The 13,620-nt window shown below is 70.2% G+C and carries 14 protein-coding genes; 7 read left to right on the top strand and 7 right to left on the bottom strand.

What is annotated here, in order from left to right:
• Positions 1-148: 148 nt before the first annotated feature.
• A complete protein-coding gene (locus EV699_RS13920) occupies positions 149-1,441 on the bottom strand; it encodes a citrate synthase (RefSeq protein ID WP_132543758.1) in 1,293 nt (430 codons plus the stop codon).
• A 394-nt stretch (positions 1,442-1,835) separates the two neighbouring features.
• A complete protein-coding gene (locus EV699_RS13915) occupies positions 1,836-2,081 on the bottom strand; it encodes a type B 50S ribosomal protein L31 (protein ID WP_132543756.1) in 246 nt (81 codons plus the stop codon).
• 227 nt (positions 2,082-2,308) lie between these two features.
• Between EV699_RS13915 and rimO the strand changes: the two genes are divergently transcribed.
• The gene (gene rimO / locus EV699_RS13910; RefSeq protein ID WP_132543754.1) at positions 2,309-3,628 is read left to right on the top strand and encodes a 30S ribosomal protein S12 methylthiotransferase RimO; all 1,320 of its coding nucleotides are present in this window, start codon (positions 2,309-2,311) and stop codon (positions 3,626-3,628) included.
• Positions 3,629-3,632: 4 nt separating this feature from the next.
• On the opposite strand, the gene EV699_RS13905 is transcribed toward rimO, so the two are convergent.
• The 3 genes from EV699_RS13905 to hemW all read right to left on the bottom strand — a co-directional run bounded on the left by EV699_RS13905 (position 3,633) and on the right by hemW (position 6,794).
• Positions 3,633-5,342 (bottom strand): asparagine synthetase B family protein, encoded by a 1,710-nt coding sequence (locus tag EV699_RS13905; protein WP_132543752.1) that lies wholly within the window; start codon positions 5,340-5,342, stop codon positions 3,633-3,635.
• Positions 5,343-5,439: 97 nt separating this feature from the next.
• Entirely contained in the window at positions 5,440-5,628 is a 189-nt protein-coding gene (locus EV699_RS13900; RefSeq protein WP_165904144.1) for a CPXCG motif-containing cysteine-rich protein, read from the bottom strand.
• Positions 5,625-6,794: a radical SAM family heme chaperone HemW gene (gene hemW / locus EV699_RS13895; protein WP_132543750.1), complete on the bottom strand. Its 1,170-nt coding sequence runs from the start codon at positions 6,792-6,794 to the stop codon at positions 5,625-5,627. The genes EV699_RS13900 and hemW overlap by 4 nt, the downstream gene beginning before the upstream one ends.
• Positions 6,795-6,919: 125 nt before the next feature.
• Between hemW and EV699_RS13890 the strand changes: the two genes are divergently transcribed.
• Positions 6,920-7,414, top strand: coding sequence for a hypothetical protein (locus tag EV699_RS13890; protein ID WP_132543748.1), 495 nt, complete (start codon positions 6,920-6,922; stop codon positions 7,412-7,414).
• Between the two features lie 9 nt (positions 7,415-7,423).
• On the opposite strand, the gene rdgB is transcribed toward EV699_RS13890, so the two are convergent.
• Both rdgB and rph read right to left on the bottom strand, forming a co-directional pair.
• The gene (gene rdgB / locus EV699_RS13885; RefSeq protein ID WP_132543746.1) at positions 7,424-8,029 is read right to left on the bottom strand and encodes an RdgB/HAM1 family non-canonical purine NTP pyrophosphatase; all 606 of its coding nucleotides are present in this window, start codon (positions 8,027-8,029) and stop codon (positions 7,424-7,426) included.
• Between the two features lie 15 nt (positions 8,030-8,044).
• Entirely contained in the window at positions 8,045-8,767 is a 723-nt protein-coding gene (rph, locus tag EV699_RS13880) for a ribonuclease PH (RefSeq protein WP_132543744.1), read from the bottom strand.
• 117 nt (positions 8,768-8,884) lie between these two features.
• On the opposite strand from rph, the gene EV699_RS13875 reads away from it, so the two are divergent.
• From EV699_RS13875 to EV699_RS13855, 5 genes are all read left to right on the top strand, one after another.
• Positions 8,885-9,751 carry a YicC/YloC family endoribonuclease gene (locus EV699_RS13875; protein WP_132543742.1) on the top strand — a complete coding sequence of 289 codons (867 nt, stop codon included), beginning with the start codon at positions 8,885-8,887 and terminating at the stop codon, positions 9,749-9,751.
• Positions 9,752-9,759: 8 nt separating this feature from the next.
• Complete coding sequence (gene gmk, locus EV699_RS13870) at positions 9,760-10,395, top strand: guanylate kinase (RefSeq protein ID WP_132544013.1); 636 nt, start codon at positions 9,760-9,762, stop codon at positions 10,393-10,395.
• Between the two features lie 58 nt (positions 10,396-10,453).
• Complete coding sequence (gene rpoZ, locus EV699_RS13865; RefSeq protein ID WP_132543740.1) at positions 10,454-10,744, top strand: DNA-directed RNA polymerase subunit omega; 291 nt, start codon at positions 10,454-10,456, stop codon at positions 10,742-10,744.
• Between the two features lie 78 nt (positions 10,745-10,822).
• Positions 10,823-12,994, top strand: coding sequence for a bifunctional GTP diphosphokinase/guanosine-3',5'-bis pyrophosphate 3'-pyrophosphohydrolase (spoT, locus tag EV699_RS13860; protein ID WP_132543738.1), 2,172 nt, complete (start codon positions 10,823-10,825; stop codon positions 12,992-12,994).
• A gap of 97 nt (positions 12,995-13,091) precedes the next feature.
• A complete protein-coding gene (locus EV699_RS13855) occupies positions 13,092-13,472 on the top strand; it encodes a RidA family protein (RefSeq protein WP_132543736.1) in 381 nt (126 codons plus the stop codon).
• The last annotated feature ends 148 nt before the right edge of the window (positions 13,473-13,620 follow it).

The following is a 13,620-nucleotide window of genomic DNA, read 5'->3' as shown; positions in this document are numbered from 1 at the left end:
AAACCCCCGGGCGTTGGCCACGGGGGTTTTTCATTGGGCGCCGGGAGCCTTGGCGGCGCCGCGCCGAACGGCCGCAGCATCGGGGCAAAAGAAAAGGGCGCCCGGCGGGCGCCCTTTTCTCGATGGCGATACGTTACCGCGCGGACGCTTATCCGCGTTCGCCGAGGCCGGGAACCGTGCGCTTCGCCGCGCCGATGTAGAGCTGGCGCGGCCGGCCGATCTTCTTCGCCGGATCCGAGATCATCTCGACCCAGTGGCTGATCCAGCCCACCGTGCGCGCGATCGCGAACATCGGCGTGAACATCTCCACCGGGATGCCCAGCGCCTTGTAGATGATGCCCGAGTAGAAATCGACGTTCGGGTAGAGCTTGCGCTCGACGAAGTACTCGTCCCGCAGCGCGATCTCCTCGAGCCGCATCGCCAGTTCCATTCGGGGGTCATTGCCGTACTTGGCCAGCACCTGATGGCAGATGCCCTTGATGATCTTGGCACGCGGGTCGAAGTTCTTGTAGACGCGGTGGCCGAAGCCCATCAGCTTGAACGAGTCGTTCTTGTCCTTGGCCTTGGCGATGTACTTCTCGATGTTCGAGACGTCGCCGATCTGGTCCAGCATGCGCAGCACGGCTTCGTTGGCGCCGCCGTGGGCAGGGCCCCACAGGCAGGCGATGCCGGCGGCGATCGCGGCGTAAGGGTTGGCGTCCGACGAGCCGGCGAGCCGCACGGTCGAGGTCGAGGCGTTCTGCTCGTGGTCGGCGTGCAGGATGAACAGCACGTCCATCGCCTTCTCGGCGATCGGGTCGATTTCGTACTCCTCGCACGGCGTCGCGAACATCATGTGCAGCAGGTTCCCGCAGTACGAGAGGTCGTTGCGCGGGTACATGAACGGCTGCTGGATGTTGTGCTTGTAGCAGGCGGCGGCGATGGTCGGCATCTTCGCGATCAGCCGATGTGCGGTGATCTTGCGATGCTCGGGATCGAGGATGTTCAGGTTGTCGTGGTAGAAGCCGGCGAGCGAACCGACGACGCCGGTCATCATCGCCATCGGGTGGGCGTCGTAATTGAAGCCGTCGAAGAACTTGAGCAGCGCGTCCTTGATCAGCGTGTGATGCGAGATGATGTGCTCGAAATCGGTGAGCTGCTGGGCGGTCGGCAGTTCGCCGTTGAGCAGCAGGTAACTGACTTCCAGATGCGAGCACTGTTCGGCGAGTTGCTCGATCGGGTAGCCCCGGTACAGCAGTTCACCCTTGTCGCCGTCGAGGTAGGTGATCGCGCTCTTACAGCTCGAGGTGGAGACGAAGCCCGGGTCATAGGTGAAGTAGCCGAACTCCTTGTGGAGCGAGCCGATATCGACGACGGACTCACCGTGCGTCGGCGTGAGGATCGGCATGTCGACTGTCTTGCCGGACGTGTTGTCCTTGAGGGTGACGGTCGAATTGGACATTCGGCTACCTCCTGAAACGCGATGAAGAAGCAGGTGCGCACGCCGAATCCGCCCGCGCGGGTACGGAATTCCGCTGATGCAACTGTCGGCCTCGAGTGGTACCTGGACGCGCGTACATCGAAACGGCACGACGTCGTCCATGGACTCCGTCCGCAGCGCTCGTGTCGAGCAGCACGCGGCCCCCCCGGAGTAATCGAGTCGGCGCGGATCATAGCCTACGGCCGGAGGCTTTGTCGTGTCCTTTCCATCCCTTGATGCGAAATCCCGATCTTTCGGCTCAAGCCCATGAAATAAATGATAAATTCCGCTTGTTGTAAGGGGCGTTCGCGGGCCGCCTCGGGAACAAAAAAGGCACCCCGAAGGGTGCCTTTCGCGTGCTGCCGGCCGGCCGGGCTCAGGACAGGCCGTACTTGCGGCGGAAGCGGTCGACGCGCCCGGCGGTGTCGACGATCTTCTGCTTGCCGGTGTAGAAGGGGTGGGAGGCGCTCGATACCTCGACCTTCACCAGCGGGTATTCCTTGCCGTCGGTCCAGGTGGTCCGTTCCCTGGTCTTGATCGTCGAACGGGTCAGAAATGCGAAATCCGTCGAAACGTCCTGGAATACCACTGCGCGGTACTCGGGGTGGATGCCTTTCTTCATGGTCGCCAAGCTCTGCGTGCGTGGATCGTGGCGGGGGCGCGGCGGGCGCCACCCGTGAATGCGTGCGCCCCAGGGCGCGGTAAAGGGCGCGTAATGTAAGCAAATCACCCAGCGGGCGCAAGCCGAGCCTGCCTTCGGGGCTTGCGCGGCAGGGGCGGCTCGGGTATAAGCCGCGCCTCCGCGGCGCTGGCGAACCGATCGCTAACCGCTTTATCCGGTAGGAAAAAATGGCCAAGTCCGAACCTACGGTCGGCTTCGTCAGCCTCGGCTGTCCGAAGGCCCTGGTCGACTCCGAGCAGATCCTGACGCGGCTGCGCGCCGAAGGTTACGGGATCGCACCCACCTACGAGAATGCCGATCTCGTGGTCGTCAACACCTGCGGCTTCATCGATGCCGCGGTGGCCGAATCGCTCGACGCCATCGGCGAGGCCCTGGCCGAGAACGGCAAGGTCATCGTCACCGGCTGCCTGGGGGCACGCCCGGAGCGCATCACCGACGTGCACCCGAAGGTGCTCGCCGTCACCGGCCCGCACGCGCTCGAAGACGTGATGGGGGCGGTGCACACCCATCTGCCGCGCCCGCACGACCCCTTCATCGACCTCGTGCCGCCCGCCGGCATCAAGCTCACGCCGCGCCACTATGCGTACCTGAAGATTTCCGAGGGCTGCAACCACCGCTGCAGCTTCTGCATCATCCCGCAGATGCGCGGCGACCTGGTCAGCCGCCCGGTCGGCGAGGTGCTGCGCGAGGCCGAGAACCTGGTCGCGTCGGGGGTGCAGGAACTGCTGGTGATCTCGCAGGACACCAGCGCCTACGGCGTCGACACCCGCTACCGCACCGGCTTCTGGAACGGGCGCCCGCTCAGGACCCGCATGACCGAACTGGTCGAGGCGCTCGGCACGCTCGGCGTGTGGGTGCGCCTGCACTACGTCTACCCGTACCCGCACGTGGACGAGGTCGTGCCGCTGATGGCCGCGGGCAAGGTGCTGCCCTACCTCGACGTGCCGCTGCAGCACGCGAGCCCGCGCATCCTCAAGCTGATGAAGCGCCCCGGCGACATCGACGGCACGCTCGCCCGCATCCGCCGCTGGCGCGGGATCTGCCCCGACATCACCCTGCGCAGCACCTTCATCGTCGGCTTCCCGGGCGAGACCGAGGCGGAGTTCGAGGAGCTGCTGGCCTTCCTGCGGGAGGCGCGGCTCGACCGCGTCGGCTGCTTCGCCTACTCGCCGGTCGAGGGCGCGCCGGCCAATGCCCTGCCCGGTGCGGTGCCCGAGGCGCTCAAGCAGGAGCGCCTGGAGCGCTTCATGGCGGTGCAGGCCGAGATCAGCGCCGAGCGGCTCGCGGGCAAGCTCGGCCGCGAGATCGACGTGCTGGTCGACGGCCATGACGAGGAGGGCTGGGCCTGCGCCCGCTCCGCCGCCGATGCGCCCGAGATCGACGGCACCGTGTGGGTGGAGGAGGGGCTCGAGCTCTCGGTCGGCCAGTTCGCCCGCGTGCGCGTCACCGACGCCGACGAGCACGACCTCTACGCCGAACTGGTCTGAGCCGTCACCCGCCGTGGGTCTGGAACAGGTAGTCCATGGTGGCGATGCGGTTGTAGGCATCGGCGTCGTGGACGTGTTCGGGGCGGAAGAACGCGCGCATCACCGGCAGCGTCGGGTCCATCACCTGGCGTAGCCGCTCGTCGCGCAGGTATGCCGGGCGCTCGCCGCGCCGGTGCGCGTACTGCAGGCGGTAGCTGTAGCGGCGCAGCCAGGTGGGCCGCCACAGGGTCGTCGCCATCTTCAGCCTGTAGGCGAAGGGCGCCGGCGTCGCCGGGGCGAAGCCGTAGCTCGTGGTGTGGCGCGCGAGCGAGGGGCGGATGATCTCGATGATGCGCGCTTCGAGCCGGCCGTAGTTCTTGTACGCGACCGGCACGCCCGGCATGCCGGCGATCACGCCGGCCTCCATGAACGGGAACAGCATGCGCCCGAAGCGCTGGTTGAGGCCGACGTCGCGCGCGGTCCAGTAGCGCCCGCGGTACAGCGGGTACAGCGCCTCCAGCTCGGCACGCGTGACCCGCGGCCCGGTCACGCCGATCGCCGCCTGCATGTCGGCGATCATCGCGTCCTCGAAGGCGCGGACGTCGAAGGCGCCGGTGCACGCCGCCGGGGCGTAGCGCGAGTAGAACGACCACACCAGTTCGCGCAGCGCGTAGCGGCGCTGCGGCAGGTAGAAGAAGTTGCGGAAGATCTCGCCGACCGAGCCGTTGAGCACGATGGTGTCGTCGGTGGCGCGCGCCAGCCGGTCGTGCGCGTCGGCGCCGTTGTCGAACAGGCCGTCGTTCTTCCAGCCGTCGAAGCAGGCATGGCCGTGCGCGACCGCCGCCGGCCAGTCCTCGGCGGCCACGCCGCGGCTGCGCTTGTCGATGTGATCGATCGCCAGGCCCTCACCGGCCGCGACCGTCTTCGCGATCACCACGTCGTCGTCGGCGGCATCGCCGTAGACGAAGAGCTGCGGGTCGAGCCCGGCGTCGAGCAGCAGCGCGAGCAGCAGGCGCGAGTCGTAGCCGCCGGACAGCGCGGTGCGGAAGCGCCCGCCGGCGCCGGCGTATACCGCGAACACCGCGCGCAGCCGCGCCGCGCAGCGCTGGGCGGTGTCCTCGAAGTCCGCCGGCCCTTCCGCGAGCGTCAGTGCCGCCTCGGCGAGCACCCGCGGCGGCGCGTCGAGCGCGAGCAGCTGGCCGCGGCGCAGCATGCGGATCTCGGCGCAGAAGGTCTTGTCGCCGTAGCCGGCGCCGTTCCAGGCGTACTCGTACACCCCCTGCGGATCGGGCGTCACCCGCGGCAGCCGCTGCTGCACCGCGGTGAAGGCGCTGGCGTACACGCGCCCGCCGGCATCGTGGTAGACCTTGTAGGCGCCGAGGGCGTCGTTCGCGAGGTACAGGCGCCCGCCCCGGTACAGCAGCACCGCGTAGTGGCCGATGCAGTCGGCCCACGGGAAGGTCGTGCCGTCGAAGTCGGCGAGCAGTGCCGCCAGGCCCGCGGCGCCGGCCTGCCCGCGGTAGTAGAAGGTGCCGGTCTGCACGGCGAAGCCGCTGCCGTCCGGCGCGTGCACCACCACCGGCGGCAGGCCGTTGAGCTTGCCGTGGACCAGGATGTCGTGGTCGGCGGTGGCGAGGCGGGCGGGGGCGCCGAAGCCGTGGGACGCCAGGGGGTCCGTGGGGACGGGGCGAAGGGGCGGGGAGGCGTCGCGGCGCGACACGATGAACTGGCCCACGGCGGCGCTCCATGGCGGTCGGGATCGGTTCCCGGCGCACCGGGCGCGGGGATGCTAGCAATCGCCGCGGCGCGCGAACAAGGCCGCGGTGGCGCCCTCAGTCGTCCTCGCGGCGCGCTTCCAGCCGCGGCGTGCCGTCGGCGTCCACGCGCAGGCGGAACGCGATCGGCCGGCAGCACACCGGACAGTCCTCGACGTAGTCGGCGTCGCCGGCCGAGGCGTCGGCGAGCGCCTCGAAGGCTTCGCCGCAGTAGGGGCAGTCCACCGTCACCGCGTCGAGCCTCACGCCGGCGGCTCGGCGATGAAGCGCGTCAGCAGGTCGTTGAGGAAGCGCAGGCCGCGCTCGCTCGCCTGCAGGCGCGCCGGGTCGGGGTCGAGCAGGCCCTCGTCGCGGGCACGCGCCACGGTCGCGGCGATCGTCTCGTCGGGCAGCCCGGTGCGCTCGCCGAACAGGCTCGCCGGCACGCCCGCGTTCAGCCGCAGCGCGTTCAGCATGAACTCGAACGGCAGCTCGGCGGTGGGCACCGGGGCATCGCCGCCGCGCACCGCGGGGCTCGCGGCGCGCTCGAGGTAGTCGCGCGGGTGGCGGGTCTTCCACAGGCGCTGGATCTCGCCGCGCGCCGGATCGGTGAGCTTGGCGTGGGCGCCGGCGCCGATGCCGAGGTAGTCGCCGAACTCCCAGTAGTTGAGGTTGTGGCGGCACTGCCGCCCGGCGCGGGCGTACGCCGAGACCTCGTACTGCGCGTAGCCGTGCGCCGCGAGCCGCGCCTGACAGGCTTCCTGCATCGTCCACAGTGCATCGTCGTCGGGCAGCGGCGGTGGATGGCGGTGGAACAGCGTGTTGGGTTCGAGCGTGAGCTGGTAGTGCGACAGGTGCGTCGGTTCGAGGTCGATCGCGGTGGCGACGTCGGCGAGCGCCGCGGCCGGCGTCTGCCGCGGCAGGCCGAACATCAGGTCGAGGTTGAAGTTGTCGAAGCCGCTCGCGTGGGCGGCCTCGGCGGCGCGGATCGCCTCGCGCCGGCCGTGGATGCGCCCGAGCGCGACGAGCGCGTCGTCGGCGAAGCTCTGCACGCCGATCGACAGGCGGTTGATGCCGGCGGCGCGGAACTCGGCGAACTTCGCGGCCTCGACGGTGCCCGGGTTGGCTTCGAGCGTCACCTCCAGCGCACCGTGCAGCGGCAGGCGCGCGCGCAGGCCCGACAGCAGGCGGTCGATCGCCTCGGCCGAGAACAGGCTCGGCGTGCCGCCGCCGATGAACACGCTCTCCAGGCGTCGCCCCCACACCCGCGGCAGGTCCTGTTCGAGATCGGCGAGCAGGGCGTCGACGTAGGTGGCCTCGGGCAGCGCCTCGGGCGCCGCGTGCGAGTTGAAGTCGCAGTACGGACACTTGCGCACGCACCAGGGGATGTGCACGTAGAGCGCGAGCGGGATCGCGGCGGAGAACTGGAGCATCGGCATGACCTGAGGGCGAACGCTTGTGTGCGCGGCGGGTTTTGCACTAAGACACCGCGCACGCAGACCCGACCCTGACCACGCGCCCGGATCGCGGGCACCCGACACGATCGAGGCGAGGCAGCATGGCGCCGACCGACGTCTACATCAAGACCGACAAGGGACTGGCGGAGATCCTCGGACGTACCCACGGGCTCGCGGTGCGCCTGCGCCGCATCCTGATCATGGTCGACGGGCGTGCGTCGGTGGCCGAGATGGTCGCGCGGCTGGCGCGTCTCGGCGACATCGCCGGCGCGCTGCAGGAACTCGCCGCGCGCGGCTTCATCGTGCTGCGCGAGCCGTCGCGCGCGGTGGCGGACACGGCGGCCGGCTTCGACCTCGATCAGGCCAAGGGCTTCGCGCGCTACGTGCTGCTCGGCGCCCTCGGGCCGGTGGCCGCGCGGCGGGTCGAGCGCATCGACGCCGTCGCCAGCGCCGCGGCACTGCAGGCCGAACTCGAGGCTCTGCGCGGGCTGCTGCCGCAGCTCGTCGGCCGGCGCGAGGCCGAACGGGTGTGGCGCCAGCTCGAACCGCTGCTGCTGTCGCTCACCGAGGGGCGCCCGTTCGACGCCGGCGGCTGAGCCGGCGCGTCAGCCGCCGGCGAGGAGCGCGCGCAGGCACGCCATCGCCCGCGCGCGGTGACTCAGGCGGTTCTTGGTGGCGGCGTCGAGCTCGGCGGCGGTCAGGCCGAGGCCGGCGACCTCGAACACCGGGTCGTAGCCGAAGCCGCCACTGCCGCGCGCCGCCGTGGTGATCGAGCCCTCCCAGGTGCCCTGGGCGATCACCGGGGTGGCGTCCTCGGCGTGGCGCATCCACACCAGCACGCAGCGGAAGCGCGCGCTGCGCTGCTCGGCCGGCACCGTGCGCAGCACCTCGAGCAGTTTCTCCAGGTTGGCGGCGTCGCCGGCGCCGACGCCGGCGTAGCGGGCCGAGTAGATGCCGGGCGCGCCGTTCAGCGCGTCGACCTCGATGCCGGAATCGTCGGCGAGCGCGGCGAGCCCGGTGTGGCGCGCGGCGTTGCGGGCCTTGAGGATCGCGTTCTCGACGAAGGACAGCCCGGTCTCCGCCGCCTCGGGCACGCCGAAGGCGCTCTGCGGCAGCACCTCGATGCCGAGGTCGGCGAGCAGCGCGGCGAACTCGCGGGCCTTGCCCGGGTTGCCGGTGGCGAGCACGGCGCGGTGCGGCAGCGCGATCATCGGCGGGGCTCCGGCTCAGCGCCCGAGACCGAGCGCTTCGCGCTGCTTGTCGAGCAGGCTGGCGATGCCGCCGCGCGCCAGCGCGAGCAGCGCGTCGAGTTCGTCCTGGCGGAAGGCGTGCCCCTCGGCGGTGCCCTGGATCTCGATGAAAGCGCCGGCGTCGTTCATCACCACGTTCATGTCGGTTTCGGCGTCGGCGTCCTCGGCGTAGTCGAGGTCGAGCACCGGCACGCCCTTGCAGATGCCCACCGACACCGAGGCGACCTGGCCGTGCAGCGGGTTCTTCTTCAGCGCGCGGCGTTCGAGCAGGGTGCGCACGGCGTCGGCGAGCGCGACGAAGCTGCCGGTGATCGCCGCGGTGCGGGTGCCGCCGTCGGCCTGCAGCACGTCGCAGTCGAGGGTGATGCTGCGTTCGCCGAGGGCTTCGAGGTCGACCGTGGCGCGCAGCGCGCGGCCGATCAGGCGCTGGATCTCCATCGAGCGCCCGCTCTGCTTGCCCTTGGCCGCCTCGCGCGGGCTGCGCGTGTGGGTGGCGCGCGGCAGCATGCCGTACTCGGCGGTGATCCAGCCCTGGCCCTTGCCCTTCAGGAAGGGCGGCACGCGCTCCTCCACGCTCGCGGTGCACAGCACGCGGGTGTCGCCGAACTCCACCAGCACCGAGCCCTCGGCGTGCTTGGTGAACTGGCGCGTGATGCGGATGGTGCGGAGTTCGTCGGGCGCGCGGCCGCTGGGACGCATGGCGATACCTGTCGGGGCTGGAGGGCCGCGCAGTATAGCAAGGCCGTTCCGCGGTTCCGCGTGCCGGCGCGAGCGGCTACCATGCCGCTCCCCCTGCCGTCGCCACGGGAGTTGCCGATGATCCGCAGCATGACCGCCTTCGCCCGCTGTGAGCGGCGCACGCCCGCCGGGGTCATCGCCTGGGAGCTGCGCACCGTCAACCACCGCTACCTTGAAGTGACGATGCGCATGCCCGAGAGCCTGCGCGCGCTCGAGCTCGCCGCGCGCGAGAAGATCGGCGGCTACCTGTCACGCGGCAAGGTCGACTGCGGGCTGCGCTTCCAGCCGGCGACGGTGCAGGCGTCCGCCCTCAGCCTCAACCGTCCGCTGGCCGAGCGGCTGCTGGAGCTGGCCGGCGAGCTCGAAGGGCTGATGGGGCCGGGCACCGGCCTGCGGCTCGCCGACGTGATGCGCTTCCCCGGCGTGATCGCCGAGCCCGAGCAGGACATGGAGCCGATCGCGCGCGACATCCTCGAGGTGCTCGACGCCACGCTGCGCGAACTGATCGCGACCCGCGAGCGCGAGGGCGCACGCACCGCCGAGATGATCCGCACCCGGCTCGACGCCGTCGCCGTGCAGGTGCGGCTGGTGCGGGCGCGCCGCCCCGAGGTGCTGGCACGGCTGCGCGACAAGCTGGTCGCGCGGCTCGCCGAGCTGGCCACCGGCGCCGACCCCGGGCGCATCGAGCAGGAGATGGTGATCGCCGCGCAGCGCCTCGACGTCGACGAGGAGCTCGACCGGCTCGACGCGCACCTCGCCGAGATCGCCGCGGTGCTGGAGCGCAAGGAACCGGTCGGCCGCCGGCTCGACTTCCTGATGCAGGAGCTCAACCGCGAGTCCAACACGCTGTCGTCGAAATCGCTCGACACCGAGACCACGCGCGCCGCGGTGGAACTGAAGGTGCTGATCGAACAGATGCGCGAGCAGATCCAGAACATCGAGTGATGCCGACCATGCACGCCCACGGCTGCCTCTACATCGTCGCCGCGCCCTCCGGGGCGGGCAAGACCAGCCTGGTGCGCGCGCTGATCGAGTCCACGCCGGGGGTCGAGGTGTCGGTGTCGCACACCACGCGCGCACCGCGCCCGGGCGAGGTCGACGGCGTGCACTACCACTTCGTCGACGTGGCGCGGTTCGAGGCGCTGATCGCCGCGGGGCGCTTCCTCGAACACGCGCGGGTGTTCGACCACTACTACGGCACCACCCGCGAGGCCGTCGCCGCGCGGCTGGCCGCCGGCTGCGACGTGATCCTGGAGATCGACTGGCAGGGCGCGCGACAGGTGCGCGCGGCGCTGCCGGGCAGCGAGGGCGTGTTCATCCTGCCGCCCTCGGTCGAGGCCCTGCGCACGCGCCTGACCGGGCGCGGGCAGGATGCGCCGGCGCTGGTCGAGCGGCGCATGCGCGACGCCGTCGCCGAGATGTCGCACCACGCCGAGTTCGACTACCTGGTGATCAACGACGATTTCGCCACCGCGCTCGGCGAACTGCGGGCGATCCTGATCGCCCACCGCCAGCGCCACGCCGCACAGCGTGTGCGCCATGCGGCATTGCTCGAGGCGCTGTTGTCGGGTGGCGGCGCGGGCGGCTAGACTGGCTCCCTTTGCGCGGCGCTCGCCGGCGCCCGAAGTTTCGAGGTGATGTTCCGAAATGGCTCGTGTAACGGTTGAAGACTGCCTGGACAAAGTGGAGAACCGCTTCCAGCTCGTGCTGGTGGCCTCGCGTCGGGCGCGGCAGATCGCGCTCGGGCAGATGCCCCTGGTGCCCGAGGAGAACGACAAGCCCACGGTGATCGCGCTGCGCGAGATCGCCGCCGACCTGGTCGACCCGATCGCCCTGCTGCGCGAGCCGCTGAACTTCCGCCCCGCGCCCGAGCCCGAGCGCGTGGCGATGGAATCGATCGACCTGCGGCTCGATGCGGACGCCGAAGGCGATCTCTGATCCCGCCGGAAACCTTCGCCGCGCGGTAGACTCCGAGGCAGGGGGGATGTGGCGCGCCCCCGTCCACCGAGGCACCGCATGACCCCCGCGAGCCCGCTGCCGATCGAACCCGACTGGTCGGAAGACCTCGTCCTGCGCATCGACGATCTGTGTTCGGTGCTCGCGGCGTATCTCGACGCGTCCCAGATCGAGGCGGTGCGCCAGGCCTGCTGGTTCTCCGCCGAGGCCCACCGCGGGCAGTCGCGCAAGAGCGGCGAGCCCTACGTCTTCCACCCGATCGCGGTCACGCGCATCCTCGCCGAGGTGCGTTTCGACCACGAGACGCTGATGGCGGCGGTGCTGCACGACGTCATCGAAGACACCAAGATCAGCAAGGAGCAGATCGCCGAGCGCTTCGGCACGGAGGTCGCCGAGCTCGTCGACGGCGTCAGCAAGCTCACGCAGATCCAGTTCAGCTCCAAGGTCGAGGCGCAGGCCGAGAACTTCCGCAAGATGTTCCTGGCGATGGCCAAGGACATCCGCGTGATCATGGTCAAGCTCGCCGACCGCCTGCACAACATGCGCACCCTCGGCGCGATGCCGCCGCAGAAGCGGCGCCGCATCGCCCGCGAGACGCTCGACATCTACGCCCCGATCTCCGGGCGCCTGGGCATGAACCACCTGCGCCTCGAACTCGAGAGCCTGGGTTTCGCCTACCTCTACCCGCTGCGCCACCGCGTGCTCGCCGACGCCGTGCGCAAGATGCGCGGCAACCGCCGCGAGATCATGGGCCAGCTCGAAACCCGCGTGCGCAACCGCCTGCTCGAAGAGGGCGTGAAGGCGCGCGTGGTCGGGCGCGAGAAGCACCTCTGGGGCATCTACAAGAAGATGAAGGCCAAGCGCCTGCCCCTGAAGGAGGTCTACGACGTCTACGCGCTGCGCATCATCGTCGACAGCGTCGACACCTGCTACCGCGTGCTCGGGCTGGTGCACGGGCTGTACAAGCCGCTGATGGGCAAGTTCAAGGACTACATCGCGATCCCCAAGGCGAACGGCTACCAGTCGCTGCACACGGTGCTGTTCGGTCCGCACGGGGTGCCGATCGAGGTGCAGATCCGCACCTACGACATGCACGTGATGGCCGAGGCCGGCGTTGCCGCGCACTGGCTGTACAAGTCGCCGGGTGCGCAGGGCAACCCGGCGCAGGTGCGCGCGCGCGAGTGGCTGCAGAAGCTGCTCGACATGCAGCGGCGCGCCGGCAACTCGGTCGAGTTCCTCGAAAGCGTGAAGATGGACCTCTTCCCCGACGAGGTGTACGTGTTCACGCCGCGCGGCGAAATCATCGAACTGCCGCGCGGCGCCACCGCGGTCGACTTCGCCTACGCGATCCACTCCGACGTCGGCAACACCTGCGTCGCCGCCAAGGTCGACCGCCGCCTGGTGCCGCTGCGCACGCCGCTCGAGAACGGCCAGACCGTCGAGGTGATCATCACGCCGACCGCGCGCCCCAACCCGGCCTGGCTGTCCTTCGTCGTCACCGCCAAGGCGCGTTCGAGCATCCGCCATTACCTGAAGAACCTGCAGCGCGAGGAGGCGATCCTGCTCGGCAAGCGCCTGCTGGAGAAATCCCTGCTCGGCTATGTGTCGAGCCTGTCCGAGCTGCCGCCCGAGCGCGTGCAGGCGCTGGTGAAGGAGCTCAACGTCGCAGGCTTCGACGACCTGCTCGCCGACATCGGTCTCGGCCTGCGCGTCGCCCCGCTGCTCGCCAAGCGCCTGCTGCCGGGCGCCGAGACCGTCCACGAGGCCGCCGCGCGCAGCGGCACCGGGCAGCCGCTGCTGATCCGCGGCACCGAGGGCACGGTGGTGAGCTTCGGGCGCTGCTGCCGGCCGCTGCCGGGCGACGCCATCATCGGCTACCTGACCGCCGGGCGCGGCGTGGTGATCCACCGCGACACCTGCCGCAACGTCGCCGACTACAAGAAGAATCCCGAGAAGTGGATCGAGGTCGAGTGGGCGCACGGCGTCAGCGGCGACTTCCCGGTCGACCTGCGCCTCGACGTCAGCAACAAGCGCGGCGTGTTCGCGACCGTCGCCGCGGCGATCGCCGAGAGCGACACCAACATCGAGACCATCCAGACCTCGGAGCGCGACGGCGTCGTCGGCACCATCCTGCTCACCCTCAACGTGCGCGATCGCACCCAGCTCGCGCGCGTGATGAAGCGCCTGCGCCAGCTCCCCGAGGTGCTGCGCCTGACCCGGCGCTCGTCCTGAACGCCTGGCAGCGTCCAGAGGCGTTTACAGCCGTGGCTTGACGCTCCCTGCGACTGCGCATTCCATAGGCGCCCCGCCCATCCAGCAGGAGCGACCCATGCCCCGCAAGATCATCGTCACCGAGCACGCCCCGGCCGCCATCGGCACCTATTCCCAGGCCGTCAAGTGCGGCGACACCGTCTACCTGTCCGGGCAGATTCCGCTCGACCCGGCGACGATGCAGATCGTCGAGGGCATCGAGGCGCAGGTGCGGCGTGTGTTCGACAACCTGCAGGCGGTGTGCGAGGCCGCCGGCGGCTCCTTCGCGCAGGTCGCCCGCATCACCGTGTTCCTGACCGACCTCGGCCACTTCGCCAAGGTCAACGAGATCATGGCCGAGTATTTCCGCGAGCCCTACCCGGCGCGCGCCGCGATCGGCGTCGCCGCGCTGCCGCGCGGGTCGCTGGTCGAGATCGACGCGGTGATGGTGCTCGACTGAGGAAAAGGCCGGCGGCGAGGCCGCCGCCGGTAGCACTGTCGTCCTGATGCGGTCTCAGTAGACGAGTTTGGTGAAGGGTGGCACGTAGGCCATCAGCGTCACCAGCACGCCGACCAGCGCGGCGAGCGCGAGGGAGTGGAAGAACACG

It is taken from the genome of Plasticicumulans lactativorans, assembly GCF_004341245.1.
Lineage (GTDB): Bacteria > Pseudomonadota > Gammaproteobacteria > Competibacterales > Competibacteraceae > Plasticicumulans_A > Plasticicumulans_A lactativorans.
This window is presented reverse-complemented; position numbering and strand designations above follow the sequence as displayed.

Coding starts and splice junctions, on each gene's coding strand:
- rimO (WP_132543754.1), top strand. CDS start 2,309: ATGGCCAAGTCCGAACCTACGGTCGGCTTCGTCAGCCTCGGCTGTCCG.
- EV699_RS13855 (WP_132543736.1), top strand. CDS start 13,092: ATGCCCCGCAAGATCATCGTCACCGAGCACGCCCCGGCCGCCATCGGC.
- EV699_RS13920 (WP_132543758.1), bottom strand. CDS start 1,441: ATGTCCAATTCGACCGTCACCCTCAAGGACAACACGTCCGGCAAGACA.
- spoT (WP_132543738.1), top strand. CDS start 10,823: ATGACCCCCGCGAGCCCGCTGCCGATCGAACCCGACTGGTCGGAAGAC.
- rpoZ (WP_132543740.1), top strand. CDS start 10,454: ATGGCTCGTGTAACGGTTGAAGACTGCCTGGACAAAGTGGAGAACCGC.
- rdgB (WP_132543746.1), bottom strand. CDS start 8,029: ATGATCGCGCTGCCGCACCGCGCCGTGCTCGCCACCGGCAACCCGGGC.
- EV699_RS13915 (WP_132543756.1), bottom strand. CDS start 2,081: ATGAAGAAAGGCATCCACCCCGAGTACCGCGCAGTGGTATTCCAGGAC.
- EV699_RS13875 (WP_132543742.1), top strand. CDS start 8,885: ATGATCCGCAGCATGACCGCCTTCGCCCGCTGTGAGCGGCGCACGCCC.
- EV699_RS13890 (WP_132543748.1), top strand. CDS start 6,920: ATGGCGCCGACCGACGTCTACATCAAGACCGACAAGGGACTGGCGGAG.
- hemW (WP_132543750.1), bottom strand. CDS start 6,794: ATGCTCCAGTTCTCCGCCGCGATCCCGCTCGCGCTCTACGTGCACATC.
- rph (WP_132543744.1), bottom strand. CDS start 8,767: ATGCGTCCCAGCGGCCGCGCGCCCGACGAACTCCGCACCATCCGCATC.
- gmk (WP_132544013.1), top strand. CDS start 9,760: ATGCACGCCCACGGCTGCCTCTACATCGTCGCCGCGCCCTCCGGGGCG.